At 58.7% G+C, this 15,183-nt stretch carries 15 protein-coding genes; 8 read left to right on the plus strand and 7 right to left on the minus strand.

Annotated features, from left to right (window positions below; translation table 11 throughout):
- Positions 1–113 precede the first annotated feature (113 nt).
- Positions 114–284: a YdcH family protein gene (locus tag ABD815_RS05265; RefSeq protein ID WP_344844491.1), complete on the plus strand. Its 171-nt coding sequence runs from the start codon at positions 114–116 to the stop codon at positions 282–284.
- A 6-nt stretch (positions 285–290) separates the two neighbouring features.
- On the opposite strand, the gene yddG is transcribed toward ABD815_RS05265, so the two are convergent.
- From yddG to ABD815_RS05290, 5 genes are all read right to left on the minus strand, one after another.
- On the minus strand, positions 291–1,154 hold the full coding sequence (gene yddG / locus ABD815_RS05270; protein ID WP_344844495.1) for an aromatic amino acid exporter YddG: 864 nt from the start codon (positions 1,152–1,154) through the stop codon (positions 291–293).
- Positions 1,155–1,237: 83 nt separating this feature from the next.
- A complete protein-coding gene (gene phbB / locus ABD815_RS05275; RefSeq protein ID WP_344844498.1) occupies positions 1,238–1,960 on the minus strand; it encodes an acetoacetyl-CoA reductase in 723 nt (240 codons plus the stop codon).
- Positions 1,961–2,037: 77 nt separating this feature from the next.
- Entirely contained in the window at positions 2,038–3,213 is a 1,176-nt protein-coding gene (locus ABD815_RS05280; RefSeq protein WP_344844500.1) for an acetyl-CoA C-acetyltransferase, read from the minus strand.
- Between the two features lie 149 nt (positions 3,214–3,362).
- The gene (locus tag ABD815_RS05285; RefSeq protein ID WP_344844502.1) at positions 3,363–4,190 is read right to left on the minus strand and encodes an EAL domain-containing protein; all 828 of its coding nucleotides are present in this window, start codon (positions 4,188–4,190) and stop codon (positions 3,363–3,365) included.
- 246 nt (positions 4,191–4,436) lie between these two features.
- Positions 4,437–5,012 (minus strand): TlpA disulfide reductase family protein, encoded by a 576-nt coding sequence (locus ABD815_RS05290; RefSeq protein ID WP_344844505.1) that lies wholly within the window; start codon positions 5,010–5,012, stop codon positions 4,437–4,439.
- A gap of 12 nt (positions 5,013–5,024) precedes the next feature.
- Between ABD815_RS05290 and argH the strand changes: the two genes are divergently transcribed.
- From argH to ABD815_RS05310, 4 genes are all read left to right on the plus strand, one after another.
- Positions 5,025–6,416, plus strand: a complete 1,392-nt coding sequence (gene argH, locus ABD815_RS05295) for an argininosuccinate lyase (RefSeq protein WP_344844508.1) — start codon at positions 5,025–5,027, stop codon at positions 6,414–6,416.
- On the plus strand, positions 6,413–6,580 hold the full coding sequence (locus tag ABD815_RS05300; RefSeq protein ID WP_344844511.1) for a hypothetical protein: 168 nt from the start codon (positions 6,413–6,415) through the stop codon (positions 6,578–6,580). The genes argH and ABD815_RS05300 overlap by 4 nt, the downstream gene beginning before the upstream one ends.
- A 66-nt stretch (positions 6,581–6,646) precedes the next feature.
- Positions 6,647–7,912 carry a diaminopimelate decarboxylase gene (gene lysA, locus ABD815_RS05305; protein WP_344844514.1) on the plus strand — a complete coding sequence of 422 codons (1,266 nt, stop codon included), beginning with the start codon at positions 6,647–6,649 and terminating at the stop codon, positions 7,910–7,912.
- Between the two features lie 41 nt (positions 7,913–7,953).
- Positions 7,954–10,488: a DUF4175 domain-containing protein gene (locus ABD815_RS05310; RefSeq protein WP_344844518.1), complete on the plus strand. Its 2,535-nt coding sequence runs from the start codon at positions 7,954–7,956 to the stop codon at positions 10,486–10,488.
- Positions 10,489–10,497: 9 nt separating this feature from the next.
- On the opposite strand, the gene ABD815_RS05315 is transcribed toward ABD815_RS05310, so the two are convergent.
- A complete protein-coding gene (locus ABD815_RS05315; RefSeq protein WP_344844523.1) occupies positions 10,498–11,556 on the minus strand; it encodes a zinc-ribbon domain-containing protein in 1,059 nt (352 codons plus the stop codon).
- Positions 11,557–11,712: 156 nt separating this feature from the next.
- Between ABD815_RS05315 and ABD815_RS05320 the strand changes: the two genes are divergently transcribed.
- From ABD815_RS05320 to ABD815_RS05330, 3 genes are read left to right on the plus strand one after another with little or no spacing between them, the layout of a single operon-like run.
- Positions 11,713–12,384, plus strand: coding sequence for a cell division ATP-binding protein FtsE (locus ABD815_RS05320; RefSeq protein ID WP_344844527.1), 672 nt, complete (start codon positions 11,713–11,715; stop codon positions 12,382–12,384).
- A complete protein-coding gene (locus tag ABD815_RS05325; protein ID WP_344844530.1) occupies positions 12,381–13,280 on the plus strand; it encodes a cell division protein FtsX in 900 nt (299 codons plus the stop codon). The genes ABD815_RS05320 and ABD815_RS05325 overlap by 4 nt, the downstream gene beginning before the upstream one ends.
- A complete protein-coding gene (locus ABD815_RS05330) occupies positions 13,280–14,035 on the plus strand; it encodes a lysophospholipid acyltransferase family protein (RefSeq protein ID WP_344844533.1) in 756 nt (251 codons plus the stop codon). The genes ABD815_RS05325 and ABD815_RS05330 overlap by 1 nt, the downstream gene beginning before the upstream one ends.
- A 22-nt stretch (positions 14,036–14,057) precedes the next feature.
- On the opposite strand, the gene ABD815_RS05335 is transcribed toward ABD815_RS05330, so the two are convergent.
- On the minus strand, positions 14,058–15,020 hold the full coding sequence (locus ABD815_RS05335; protein ID WP_344844536.1) for an acetyl-CoA carboxylase carboxyltransferase subunit alpha: 963 nt from the start codon (positions 15,018–15,020) through the stop codon (positions 14,058–14,060).
- Between the last annotated feature and the right edge of the window lie 163 nt (positions 15,021–15,183).

Genomic DNA, 15,183 nt, shown 5'->3' on the forward strand with positions numbered 1-15,183 from the left:
CGCGTTACTCTCATGGCGCACACAAGGGGCATATGAAACCCGTGACACGACTCGTTTTGTGTGATGCAATCGTTACATAGGTTTTACATTCAACCTGACTGAGAGGAGACGCTATGAGCTTGAGTTCCCATCTGGAAGAACTGAAGAAGAAACATCAACACCTCTCGGAGAAAGTCGAAACGGCACAACGTCAGCCCGGTATCGACGAACTCCGTATCACCGACCTTAAAAAACAGAAACTGCGACTCAAAGAAGAGATCGCTCGTCTTTCTACCAGCGCATAAACGGGACTAGCGGCTTTGGCGGCTCCCCAGAGCGGCCAAAGCCGCACCAAGTGTAATCATACCTGCCGCGCCCCACAAAACGGCACGCGGTTCAGTCATCCCTGTAGCGACAAGTGCAAGCGTTGATAGCAACGGAGCCGCGTATGACGCGGTGCCAAGTAGCTGGATATTGCCGAACTTGACGCCCACATCCCACACATAGAACGCCAGACCAACCGGCCCTGCGCCGAGGGCCAGCACCGAGAGCCAATTGGCGGTGGTTGTGGGCCAAACCGTGTCTTCGACGAGAACATGTGCGACAGCCGAGAGTACAGCGGCTGCGATGCAGAACACCGTCACGGCGACGCTGGGTACGCCTTTGAATTGGCGCGATAATACTGAATACCCGGACCACGTAAGTGCACAGCAAAAAGCGAGCACGTAGCCGAGGCTATTTGCCTTTGAAAACGAGGCGCCGTCTTTAAGAATGAGTGCTGCGCCCAGAAAAGCCACGATGGCTCCAAGGATATGGAGTGGTCTGATCCGCTCGCCGGGTAAGAGACCCGAAAAAAGGACGATGAACAGGGGCCACAAATAGGCGATGAGCCCTGCCTCGGCGGGTGGTGCCAATCGGAGCGCTGCAAAATAGAGGGCGTGGTATCCGAACAGGCCGGCCGTTCCAAAAGCGTAGGCGCGTAGCGGCACCGCGCGCAAGAGGTGCCATTTGTTCGTCCAAATCGTCCAGACAACGCCGATAGTTCCCGCGATGGAAAAGCACATTGCGTTCAGTTGGAATGGCGGCACAGGGGCGGTGCCAACGGTCAAAACCGCAAGCAGGGCCCAAAGGAGGACGGCAAAGAAACCGATAAGGGTCGCGATCTGTGTATTCATGCCGGCGTTAGAATGCGCACCTCACAAAATGGCAAGAAAAAAGGCCGCCAAATCGGCGGCCCTTCGTCGGTCTGTTCGCTTGGCTACACGAAGAATTGTGCGCCGTTTGCGGAGATGGTCGAACCGTTGATAAAGCCCGAGTCATCGGAGGCAAGGAACGCTACGCAGCGCGCGATCTCGTCGGGTTCGCCGAGGCGACCGGCGGGGATGCCCGCGATGATTTTGTTGCGGACTTCTTCGGGGATCGCCATGACCATTTCGGTCGCGATGTAGCCGGGGCAGATTGCATTGGCTGTGATGCCTGCCCGCGCGCCTTCCTGCGCGAGAGACTTCACGATGCCAAGGTCGCCAGCTTTCGTTGCGGCGTAGTTGACCTGGGCAAACTGGCCCTTCTGTCCGTTGATCGATGAGATCACGATGACACGGCCAAATTTACGCTCCCGCATACCGGGCCACACCGGATGGACGGTGTTGAACACGCCGGTCAGGTTTGTGTCGATCACCTGATGCCACTGCTCAGGGGTCATTTTGTGGAAAGGTGCGTCGCGCGTAATGCCCGCATTTGCCACCACAACGTCAATCGGGCCGAGGTCGCTTTCGACTTGCGCGATACCGGACTTCGAGGCGTCGTAGTCTGCCACGTTCCATTTGTAGGTTTTGATACCGGTTTCGGCGGTGAACTTGGCCGCAGCCTCGTCATTGCCCGCATAGTTTGCGGCAACCGTGTATCCGGCGTCGTTCAACGCCTTTGAAATAGCAGCACCGATCCCGCGGGATCCTCCCGTTACGAGCGCAACTCTGGCCATCGTATCCTCCTCCACCGAGTTATTTTAATGTGCCGACATGCGGCGACTGCGCAACTTAATTGCGCAGCCGGTTCTGGTTAGTCGCGTTCGACGCAGAGAGCAACCCCCATGCCCCCACCGATACAAAGTGTCGCGAGACCTTTCTTTGCATCGCGTCGTTTCATTTCGAATAGCAGCGTGTTGAGGATGCGCGCACCGGAGGCACCGATGGGGTGACCGATGGCGATTGCACCGCCGTTGACGTTCACGATCGCAGGGTCCCAACCCATGTCTTTGTTCACCGCACAGGCCTGAGCTGCGAAGGCTTCGTTCGCTTCGACGAGATCCAGGTCACTGGCTTTCCAGCCGGCTTTTTCGAGCGCCTTGCGAGATGCAAAGATTGGGCCAACACCCATGATCGACGGGTCCAGACCGGCAGTCGCATAGGATACGATGCGTGCGAGCGGTTCAATGCCGCGCTTTTCCGCGTTGGTCGCGCTCATCAGGAGGACGCCTGCGGCACCGTCGTTGATGCCCGATGCGTTACCAGCCGTCACCGAGCCGTCTTTCGAGAAAGCGGGGCGAAGTTTCTGCATGGTTTCCATATTGGCGCCGTGACGGATGTATTCATCTTTGTTCACGACGATGTCGCCCTTGCGGGTCTTGATGGTGAAGGCCAGCACTTCGTCATCGAACTTACCCGCATTCTGGGCAGCTTCTGCTTTGTTCTGGGAAGCGACCGCGAACTCGTCCTGCTGGTCGCGGGAAATCTGCCATTGCTCGGCTACGTTTTCGGCAGTGGTGCCCATGTGGTAGCCGTTGAATGCGTCCCAAAGACCATCTTTGATCATAGAATCGATGAACTTCATGTCGCCCATTTTGTGCCCTGCGCGCAGGTTTGCCACGTGGGGAGACATCGACATGTTTTCTTGTCCGCCTGCACAAATGATGTCCGCGTCGCCAAGCAGGATGTGCTGCGCGCCGAGAGCAACGGTGCGAAGGCCGGAACCACAGACCTGGTTGATGCTCCATGCGGACGATTCTTTTGGAAGACCTGCGTTGATGTGGGCCTGACGGGCGGGGTTTTGACCCTGACCTGAGGTGAGCACCTGACCGAGAATCGTTTCGGACACTTCGCCTTTCTCAATGCCGGCGCGTGCGACGAGCTCTTCGAGCACGGCGGCGCCAAGATCATGGGCCGGCGTGTTAGCAAATGCGCCAGAAAAACTGCCGACGGCGGTGCGTGCGGCGGATGCGATTACGACTTGGGTCATGGTGAGCCTCTTTCTCCCAGAATTTCATAGGGAGAGTGCCCAAAGGCCACCGACTTTGCAACTGGTGCAGTCCTCTCCGTGCGCATTCCTTTATGCGGCGTCAGAGGAATTCACTTTGACATAGGTCACGAAAGTGTCCCTGCGTAAGCTTAACCCGTTTTCAGGTTGCCCTGACGCGTGTCAAAGGGAGGATCGATTGTGGCTGCACCAAAGTAATGCCCCTGCATACAATCAACTCCGATTGAGGCGAGATATTCCGCGTCCTCATAGTTTTCGACATATTCCGCGACCGTATACATATCGAAGTGGCGCGCGACGCTGACGAGTGCTTGTGTCAGGATCTGGTTGTCGGTGTTTGTGGAAACGCCGCGAATGAATTCGCCGTCAATTTTGACCATGTCGAAGTAGAAGTCTTTGAGATACCGGAAGGCAGTATACCCCGCGCCGAAGTCGTCGAGGGCAAAGGAGATACCGTAGCTCTGCATGTCAGTCATAAAGACTGAAACGAGGTCGGGCATGACCATTGCCGAGCGTTCCGTGATTTCGAGAATCAATCGTTCTGCGACCGTGGAATCGGCGGCGAGGCCGCGCATAAGGGTTTCTTTCCAACGCGGATATCCGATGGACCGCGCAGACATATTTATCGCGAGACGCAGATTCGGTTGCGATGCCAACGCATCGAGACCCATTTCGATCGACAGGCAGTCGAGGGCGCGTCCCGTTTCGGAGTTTTCCGCAACGTCGATGAATTCCCGCGCCGGAATAACCCGACCAGTCCGGTCGAGCACCCGTACCAACCCCTCATAGAACGCAGGGCGTTCGGGGTGGCGGGTTTGAACGATTGGCTGAAATGCCAGCAACACCTGCTTTCGCCGGATCGCTTCTTTGACCATCGTCATCGTGTCTTTATCACGTTGGGCCACGGCAACCGATAATGGATCACCCAATTCGCCCCCGTGTTCGAACCTATTCGACATGATGTGCCCCGCTACTCTTCACATTGCGAACTTCAATGAGACTTTGCGGTGCGAAGGCTAACAGCCGGTAAAACAGAAAATTGTAATCCTGCCACTCGACAAGTTGTAGGAAACAGATAACCATCTGAAAATAAATAGATAATTTTGGAGACGGCTGGGTTTCGCCAAAATCTTAGGAAAATTTTCAACTGTTAGAGCGCTTGCGCGCGGCCCAAATGTTTGGCCGCGCCGCCGACGCGTCGAGGATTATTCGTCCTGAGGCATCTCGGCCAAAAGGGCGTCCACGATCGCGCGTGCGGATTGCGAGAACCATTCGGCATCGCCTTTCATGCGCGCGATCTCTTTGCCTTCGGGAGAAATCACGATGGTTCCTGGCAGGCCAAAGACCCCGAGTTCGCGCGCCAATTGACCTTTCGGGTCCAAACGGATCGGCAAGGTGGTGATGTTCGCCTCTTTGTAGAATTCCGTGATGGCGCGTTTCGCATTGCGCCCCGTCGCGATTGGCAGAACCACAAGGCCGTCATCACCGTATTCAGCCGCGAGCGCGTCCAGCGCGGGCATTTCCACGCGGCAGGGCACACACCAAGTGGCCCAGAGGTTCACGATCACCAGTTTGCCGGCGTACTGCGCCAGATCGTCTACGGCCCCGTCCAGATCCGTGATCGAGACTGTGTTGATATCGCGCGGCGTGTCGTGAATCTCCAGTTTGCGCATGGTTCCCTCGCGCAGGTCGCGCAGCCCGGGCGCATCCAGCGCAGGCGCGGGAATTGCGGCGAGCATCAGGGCCGTGTAGAGGAGGGCGGCAACAAAGGTCTTCAGCATTCGGACAGGTCCATGACGGAAAAAAATACAAACACCATGTGGGGCGGGCGCTTCGCCGCAGGACCCGATGCAATAATGGAAGCGATCAACGCGTCGATCGATTTCGACAAACGTCTCGCCACGCAGGATATCGCAGGCTCACGGGCACATGCAGCGATGTTGGCCGCTCAAGGCATAATCGAGCCTAACGATGCGCAGGCTATTCGGGAAGGTCTACTCACGGTCTTGTCAGAAATCGAGGGCGGAACGTTTGAATTCTCTACCGCTCTGGAGGACATCCACATGAATGTGGAGGCGCGCCTCAAGGAAATCGTGGGTCCCGCCGCAGGTCGCCTGCACACAGCACGCTCGCGCAACGATCAGGTTGCGACCGATTTCAAACTCTGGACCCGCGACCAAATGGACGCGGCGATCACGGGTCTCGAGGCGTTGCAAAAGGCGCTCTTGGCGCAGGCGGAGGCCGGCGCGGATTGGGTCATGCCCGGGTTCACCCATTTGCAGACCGCTCAGCCGGTGACATGGGGGCATCACATGATGGCCTATGTCGAGATGTTCGGACGCGATGTGTCCCGTTTTCGCGACGCGCGTGCGCGGATGAACGAAAGCCCGCTCGGCTCTGCCGCTCTTGCGGGCACAGGGTTTCCGATTGATCGCGATATGACGGCACAGGCACTGGGCTTTGATCGGCCCACGGCGAACTCGCTCGATGCAGTGGCGGATCGTGACTTTGCGCTCGAATTCCTGTCCTCTGCGTCGATCTGCGCGATGCACCTGTCGCGCTTTGCCGAAGAACTGGTGATCTGGTCCTCGGCGCAGTTCCGGTTTGTGACCCTTTCGGACCGGTTCTCGACCGGCTCCTCCATCATGCCGCAGAAAAAGAACCCTGACGCTGCCGAGCTGATCCGCGCAAAGGTCGGCCGGATTTTCGGCGCAAATGTTGCGTTGATGATGGTGATGAAGGGGCTGCCTCTGGCCTATTCCAAAGACATGCAGGAAGACAAAGAGCAGGTTTTCGACGCCGCCGACAACCTCATGCTGGCGCTTGCCGCCATGACGGGGATGGTGTCGGACATGAGTGCGAATACCGACAATTTGCGCGCCGCTGCCGCATCGGGGTTCTCGACTGCGACCGATCTGGCGGACTGGTTGGTGCGCGAGGCAGGTTTGCCATTTCGCGACGCCCACCATGTCACCGGCGCCCTCGTCGCGCTCGCCGAGAAAAAGGGGTGCGATCTGCCCGACCTGTCCCTGACGGATATGACATCCGTTCACGAAGCGATCACGGACGGCATTTTCGACGTGTTGACGGTTGAAAACTCGGTCGCATCGCGCACAAGTTATGGCGGGACCGCACCGGCGCAGGTGCGCGCTCAGGTGTCGCGTTGGAAAGAGGTGCTGGGATGAAACGGTTAGCGATAGTGCTTTTGGGATGTGGGCTGCTTGCGGCCTGTGGTGTCGACGGTGATCCGGTGCAGCCCGAAGTGAGCGGCTCCACCTCCATTGGCGTCAACAGCAAGTCTGGCGTCTCGACGTCGACGACCATTGGCATCCACTTCCCCGCGAATTAATCGCGCTCATTCCATTGACCGCGCGAGGCGGCTAAACAAACGCAACGCTGCATCAAGGTTGGACGCATGGACCATTTTCTCTATCGTGACGGCGCGCTTTATGCCGAGGACGTTCCCGTGACGGATATCGCCGCCGCCGTAGGAACGCCGTTCTATGTCTATTCCGCCGCGACGCTGACGCGGCACTTCCGGCTCTTTGACGAAGCGCTCGACGGCATGCCGCATCTGGTGTGCTTTGCGATGAAGTCGAACTCCAACCTCGCGGTTCTGAAACTCTTGGGTGACCTCGGCGCGGGTATTGATGTGGTGTCGGGTGGCGAGTATCGCAAAGCGCGCGCCGCGGGAGTGCCGGGTGAGCGCATCGTATTTTCCGGTGTCGGAAAGACGCGCGAGGAAATGCGTCTCGCCCTCGAAGGTGGCATCCGCCAGTTCAACGTCGAAAGCGAGCCGGAACTGGATGCCCTCAATGAGGTAGCCCTATCGCTCGGCCTGCGCGCGCCGATTGCGCTGCGGGTCAATCCCGATGTCGATGCCAAAACCCATGCGAAAATCGCCACGGGTAAAAGCGAAAACAAATTCGGCATTCCAATCGCCACCTGCCGCGAAGCCTACGCGCGGGCGGCAAAGATGGACGGTATTGATGTTGTCGGCATCGACGTGCACATCGGCTCCCAACTCACACAGCTCGAACCATTCGAACAAGCCTTTACAAAGGTTGCGGATCTGACAGAGGCCCTGCGCGAAGATGGTCACGATATCCGTCGTCTTGATCTTGGTGGCGGGCTCGGCATTCCCTATGAGCGCTCGAACGAAATGCCACCCCTGCCGGTCGAATATGGCGATGTTATCCGTCGCACGGTTGGCCATCTGGGGTGTGAAATTGAAATCGAGCCGGGGCGACTGATTTCAGGCAACGCCGGTATTCTGGTGTCGTCCCTTATCTATCTTAAACATGGTGAGGGCCGCGATTTCCTCATCCTCGATGCGGCGATGAACGATCTGGTCCGCCCTTCGATGTATGACGCCCATCATGACATCGTGCCGGTGATTGAACCCGCTGCGGGGGCCGAGCAAAGCACCTATGACATTGTCGGGCCGGTATGCGAAACCGGCGACACCTTCGCTAAAGGGCGCGCTATGCCACTGCTCGCCGAAGGTGACCTGGTCGCCTTTCGCTCTGCAGGGGCATATGGCGCGGTCATGGCGTCGGAATACAATTCACGCCCCTTGGTGCCCGAAGTGATGGTGAGTGGCGATCAATTCGCTGTCATTCGCCCGCGTCCGACCTTTGACGAGATGATAAACCGCGATACCATCCCTGTGTGGTTATAGAACGTGCCCTTCTGGTGCGAACGGCCAGACGGGCGAGGCGGATGACGGACAAGACCCAGCATTCCGACAAAACGGCAAAGAAGCTGGAGCGTGCGCTCCGGCTGACGCATGCCGGCCTATGGGCCGAGGCGCTATCGATCGCGTTCTGGCCGTTTGTCTCTATCATCGCCTTTGGCCTTGGCGCAGGGCTTCTTGGACTGCACGACTATGTGCCGGAGCCTGCGCGGTTTGCAGTGCTGGTGGGTATTGCGATCATTACTATGGTGTTCTTGGTCCTCGGTCTGCGCCGCCTGAAACGTCCGACGCGCAGTGCGGCGCGTGAGCGGCTGGATCAAACCCTGCCCGGACGCCCGCTACAGGCGCTCGCTGATCACCCCGAATCCGGTGCGGGTGAACCTGTGGCGGAGGCTTTGTGGCGTGCCCACCTGCGCCGTATGCAGGCGCGCCTTTCAAATGTGCGTGCGGTTGCCCCCGATTTGCGGTTGGCCGCGCGTGACCCTTATGCGCTGCGGCTCATGGCGCTGACTGTGCTCGGGGTTGGTCTTTTGTTTGGGTCAGTGGAGCGCGCGCGGAGCGTTCTTACACCCTCCGCCATCAATGACACAATTGCTCAAGGCCCGATTTGGGAGGGGTGGATTCAGCCGCCCGCCCACACGGGCAAGCCGACTCTTTATCTCGCGGACCTTGATGACCGGTTTGATGCGCCCAAAGGCGCGGAGGTGACCGTTCGTTTCTATGGTGATGATGGCGTTTTGACCCTGCGCGAAACGGTTTCCAGCGACACCCAGAATACCCTGCGCGACTTTATGATTGCGCGGTCTGGCGAAATTGAAATCGACGGGCCGACGGGGCACCTGTGGAACGTGGCTCTCGTGCCCGATGCCGCGCCAGTCGTGGAGTTGGTAGAGGAGATGATGCGTGCGCCGTCCGGTGAAACACGTCAAAAATTCCGCCTCAGCGATGACTTTGGTGTGCGACGTGCCGTGATGCGGATCGAACGTGACCCGGGTGCCGTGACGCGGCAGTTTGGCTATGTAATTCCCCCCGAACCGCGCGCCGCCATCGAGGTGCCTGTCGCCTTGCCACAAACAGGTGATCGCACTGATATCGAGGGGCTGTTTGCAGAAAACTTTTCCGAACACCCGTTCTCCGGCCTACCCGTGAAGATATCCCTGCAGGCGTGGGACGATACGGGTCAGGCAAGCGTCCCGGTGCAGGGTCTGGGCGTCTTGCCGGGGCGGCGGTTCTTTGACCCCCTCGCCGCAGCTCTGGTTGATGTGCGCCGCGAGATGTTGTGGAACCGCGCCAACGCCGCGCGCGCAGCGCAGGTTCTGCGCGCGGTCTCCGTGGGCCCTGAAGAGATGTTCGACGACCCCTCGCTCGATGAACGTCTTCGCACTGTGATCGGGCAACTCGAAGGGCGCCCTGATCCCATGGGTGATGCCCTTGTGGAGGCGATCGCGAAAGAGCTGTGGGAGATTGCGACACTTCTGGAAGACGGCGAATTAAAAGAGGCGTTGGAACGTTTGCGCCGCGCGCAGGAACGTCTGGCACAGGCGATGCGCGATGGGGCCACACCGGAAGAGATCGAACGCCTCATGCAGGAGCTACGCGAGGCCAGCCGCGATTATATCCGCCAGCTTGCCGAACAGCAGGGCGAACAGGATGACGGCACCGACCAACCCGATCAGGGACAGGAGGGGCAACAGATCACCGGCGACCAGCTGCAGCAGATGATGGACCGCATTCAGGAGCTGATGGAACAGGGACGGATGGCCGAGGCGCAGCAGCTTCTCGATATGCTCAACCAGATGCTCGAAAATATGCGCGTCACACAGGGACAAGGTCAGGGCGAGGGCGATCAAACGATGCAGGGTCTGGGCAACATGTTGCGCGACCAACAGGAATTGAACGACGACACCTTCTCCGACCTTCAGGAACGCTTTGGCCAAAATCAGGGTCAGCAGGGGCAAAGCCAGCAGGGCCAACAGGGCGAAGGCCAGCAGGGCGAGTCACAGGGCGAGTCTCAGGGCGATGGCGACCAGCAGGGCGAAGAGGGCGGTTCAGGCGATCAGATGGGCTCGCTCGCACAGCGCCAGCAGGCTCTGCGAGAAGAGCTTGAACGCCAACAGCGCAATGTCCCCCAAGGCGGCAGTGGCGATGGCGAAGACCCCAGTGAAGCTCTCGGGCGCGCAGGTCGTGCGATGGACGAAGCCGAACAGGCTTTGCGCAACGACGACCTCGCAGGCGCGCTCGACGGTCAGGCCGAGGCCATGGAAGCGCTGCGCGAAGGCATGCGCCGCCTCGGCGAGCAACAGGCCCAAAATCGCCAAGAACAGGCGGGCCAACAAGGCGAAGCGGGCGGGCAAGATGGGAGTGATCCGACCCGTCGCGACCCGCTCGGGCGTGCGCAGGGTGAGACCGGCCAATTCGGGTCGGACGAAGCCTTCAACGACCGCGAGGATGTGTACCGGCGCGCAGAAGAATTGCTCGACGAAATTCGTCGCCGGTCAGCCGAACGGAATCGTTCCGAGGCAGAACGTGACTACCTCGGACGCCTTCTCGACCGGTACTGAATTTGGAAATCAGCTGCCTTTGAGGTTTGCCAAAAGCGCAGTGAGACGTTCGCTCGCGTTTTCGAGCATCACATCGAGGTTCATGCGAAGATCATTGGCGGCATTCACGTAGCTTTCGAGGAGCGGCGCGAATTGGGGAACGGCCTCGGCGATCTTCGGCGCGAACATATACAACACAATTGCGAGCACCGCGAGGAGCACCAGAAGGGTGAAAACCCAACGGAATCCGCGACGGTTCGACCGCTCGCGCAGCGTTTCTTCGTCATGGACAACGCCGTCATCATCACGCTCCGACGAGGCGCTCAGTGTCGAATTGATTTCTTCGATATCGGGCAAAAGATCGCGGCGTCGCCCGGAGGCGAGCGCTGCAAGCGCGGCGGGATCATCGGCCTCGTCGCCCGCGCTATCCATCTTGGCGATGCTTTCACGGATCGCTTTGGTTTCGGAGTCCTGCGCAGGCGCGTCAATCCCGAGTTCGGGTTGGGATTCCAACGTCCCTGCTGCGTTGCGCTGGCTGCGCGCTAGATCAGCTTCTTCGCGCAGGATATCACGCACGTCGTCTGGAAGTTTCGTCGCAATCGGCGCATTCGGCGCACCTTCGTCTTCTTCGAAGTCGTCTTCGCCTGTGGCGTCATCGACGACGTTTTCAACGGCTTCTTCAATGTCGGCTGGTGCGGGCTCGGCGACAGGCTCTTCGATGTCTGTAGCGATCTCGTCGGCGCTATTGTCTTCGAACAGCTCCTCGACAGCCTCGGCGACATCGTCACCGCTCTGCGGCTCCTCGACGTCACTTTCGATTTCCACGTCCGCGAGGTCCTCGCTCACCCATTCTTCGGGGGCGTTTTCCTCGGTGTCATCGCTCGGTTCCGTTACGGGTTCATCCGATGTTTCGGGCAGGTTTTCTTCGACCGCGGGAGCATCCGGTTGGCTTTCGATTTCCGCATCACTCTGTGGTTTTTGAAACCATGTGTGACCACAATTCGAGCATTGCACATCTCGGCCGCTGTCAGGAATGACGCGCAGGTCTACTTCGTATTGAGCACCGCAATTGGGACAGATTAGCCTCATCGAACCCTCGCCCACGATTTAGAACGTGGCTATGTTTTCCCTGTTTTCCTTATGTTTTAACGACCTACCAAAGATTGTCCATGTTTTTGGGATAGTTGCATTGAACTGTTTTCGGCGGTGAGGCAAAACTGTCGCGAACCTATGGGAGTGGCTACATTGATCGAGTTTCATAACGTGGCCTACGGATATGGGGGGCGCGACATTTTTTCCGGTCTTGATCTCGCTCTCCCTGCCGGTTCTTTCCACTTTTTGACAGGGCCTTCAGGGGCGGGGAAAACCACATTCCTCAAACTCTGTTACCGCGATCTCGAAGCATCCTCCGGTCGTGTCGATTTTTTCGATCAGGCCGACAGCACCTTGGACCGTGATGCCGTCGCCAAACTGCGCCGCCGCATCGGCGTGGTGCATCAGGACTGTCAGTTTCTCGATCATCTGACAATTTCGGAAAACATCGCTCTGCCATTAACGGTGGCAAATCGCCCCGTGTCACCGCAGGATCTTTCCGACCTCCTTGTCTGGGTCGGACTGTCTGATCGCGCGGATGCACTGCCGCCCGAACTTTCGGGTGGCGAAAGGCAAAGGGCGGCATTGGCGCGCGCAATTATCATGTCCCCCGATGTGATCTTGGCAGACGAGCCGACGGGCAACGTTGATTGGGATATGTCATTGAGATTGCTCAAACTTCTCACCGAGTTAAACAAAATGGGCAAAACCGTGGTCATTGCAACCCACGATCTGCATTTGATCCGGCAGGCAAAATCGATGGTTCAGGCGCGCGTCCTGCGCATTGCGGACAAACGCATCCTTCAGGCGGGGGCAGACCTGTGAGAAGCATTATTCTTCCCTTCCTCCATGTCGAAGAGACCGTTCAGGCACGGATCGTTCCGCCGTCGGGATTTACCGCGCGGCTAACCCTTTTGACGGCAGCGGCGATGGCGTTTTTGGCGCTGTTTGCATTGGCGCTTTCCTTGGCCACGGGTCGGCTCGCGACGCGGTGGGATGACGCCCTCGCATCCGCCTCCACCGTGCGTATTTCGGCACCGGCAGAACAAATCGACGCTCAGGTGAGCGCGGTATTGCGTGTTTTGGAAACGACACCGGGCGTGGTTTCTGCCCGCGCGCTGAGCATCGAGGAAGAGCGTGAACTGCTGGCCCCGTGGTTCGGGACCTCTCTACCGGTCGACGAATTGCCGCTGCCCGCGCTCATCGAGATTGTTGAGGATGAGGGCGGATACGACGCCGAGAGCCTGCGACTGCGCCTCGCAGGTGAAGCGCCGGGTGCGGTTCTGGACGATCATGCCCGATGGCGGCGCCCACTTGTCGAGGCGGCGTCACGTCTGCGACTTTTGGGGCTCGTCTCCATCGCCATTATTACGGGCGTGACGGCGGCGATGATCACGCTCGCCGCGCAGGCCGCGTTGGCCGCTAACTCCGGTGTGATCCGGACCCTGCGGTTGATCGGCGCTACGGATCGCTACATCGAGCGCGCCTTTGTGAAACGCTTTACAATGCGTGCCTTTGCGGGGGCTCTCATTGGCACCTTTCTGGCGAGCGCTGCGGTTGCTATGCTGCCGGAAGCACAGGAAGCCGGCGGGTTTCTGACCGGTCTTTCCATGCGCGGGGCGGAATGGATCTGGGCGCTTGCCATCCCGCCACTTGCTGCCTTGGTCGCCTATTTTGCGACACGTATTGCGGCCCACCGATCCCTTACGAGGCTCATGTAATGTTCTACCCCATTCAATGGCTGCTCTCGCTGATTTTCGTCGTGCAGATGTATGTGGCGATGGTGCTCCTCGCGATCTTTTGGACGCCCTTGGCAATCATCAAACGGGACTACGCGTTTGCCGCGATCCATTCCTATTGCCGATGGGTCCGGTTTTCGGCGCGCGTTATCGTGGGGCTGCGCTCTGAGATCCGTGGGGAGATCCCCACCGACGAGGTCTTGATTGCGTCTAAGCATCAGAGTTTCTTTGATATTATCATGATCGTGTCGGTTGTTCCCCGTCCGAAATTCATCATGAAGAAACAGCTGATCTGGGCACCTATTGTCGGGTATTACGCGCGCAGGATCGGGTGCGTTGCGGTGGATCGCGGAAAGCGGTCCATCGCGATTTCGAAGATGGTGGCCGACGTGAAATCAGGCGCCGCTCTCCCCGGTCAGCTGATCATTTTCCCGCAGGGAACACGCGTCGCGGCGGGCGCCAAGAAGCCGTACAAAGTCGGTGTCGCCGTTCTCTATGAGCAAACGGGGCAGGCCTGTGTTCCCGCGGCAACCAATGTGGGTGTTTTCTGGAAACGCCACGGCATTTACCGGGGTCGAGGAACTGCCGTGGTTGAGTTTCTGCCACGCATCGAGCAGGGGCTCAAAATACCGGAATTCATGGGGCGGGTGGAGGAGTCGATCGAAACGGCCTCGGACAAATTGATGCAAGAGGCCGGACTTTCGGTTCCTGAAACGATCAGTGAGGCGGGCAAATAACCCACCTCAAAGGTTGCGTATCCTACGCGGCCAAACCTTTGGTTCCCATGTCGAGGAACTTTTTGCGGCGCTGTTTCAGCAAGGCATCGGGTTTCTTTTTGATCAGCGGGTTGAGCATGGCGCTGATCGCTTTGCCGACCGCTGCAATCGTCGCTTCGTGGTCACGCTGCGCTCCCCCGAGAGGTTCGGGAATAATCTGGTCGATGACGCCGAGCTTTAGAAGGTCCTGCGCGGTGAGACGCAGCGCTTCTGCAGCTTCGCGCATCTTTTCGGCATCCTTCCAAAGAATGGAGGCACAGCCCTCTGGTGAGATGACCGAGTAAATCGAATGCTCCAACATCGCGATCTTGTTCGCGGAGGCAAAAGCAACGGCTCCGCCGGAACCACCTTCGCCAATAACCACGGAGATCATCGGTACTTTCAGTTGAAGGCTGCGTTCCGTGGCGCGGGCGATGGCCTCTGACTGTCCGCGTTCTTCCGCGCCTTTGCCGGGGTAGGCACCGGGCGTATCGACGAGCGCAATCACCGGCAGGCCGAAACGGTCGGCGAGATCCATGAGGCGGGTTGCTTTACGGTAGCCTTCGGGGCGGGCCATGCCAAAATTACGTTCGATGCGCGATTTGGTGTCGTTACCCTTTTCCTGGCCGATGACGACCACGGGCTGGTCGTTAAAACGGGCCAGTCCACCCATGACCGCGTGGTCGTCCGCAAAGTTGCGGTCTCCGGCGAGCGGCATGTAATCGGTGAAAAGGGTCTCGATATAGGCTTTACAATGCGGGCGATCAGGGTGGCGTGCCACCTGACATTTGCGCCATGCCGACAGATCTTTGTACAGATCCTTCAGCAGGTCTCCCGCCTTCTTGTCGAGGCCCGCAGCCTCTTTTTCGACGTTCATTTCCTCATTCGCACGGGCCAGCGCGCGTAACTCTTCCGCTTTGCCTTCAATCTCTGCGAGGGGTTTTTCAAACTCGAGGTAATGGGTCATTCTTTGCTCCGCACCGGATATCTGCCCCTGTATATGGCGGCTTTGCCGGGGCGGTGCAACTCGCCTGCGTGTTCTGTGCGGTGCAACGGCAGCGTCAGCCAAAAAGAAAGAGCCCGGCGGGAGGTGCCGGGCTCTTTGGTTTTGTGCTGGGAAGTGTGGGCGT

The organism is Celeribacter arenosi (assembly GCF_039539485.1).
GTDB lineage: Bacteria > Pseudomonadota > Alphaproteobacteria > Rhodobacterales > Rhodobacteraceae > Celeribacter > Celeribacter arenosi.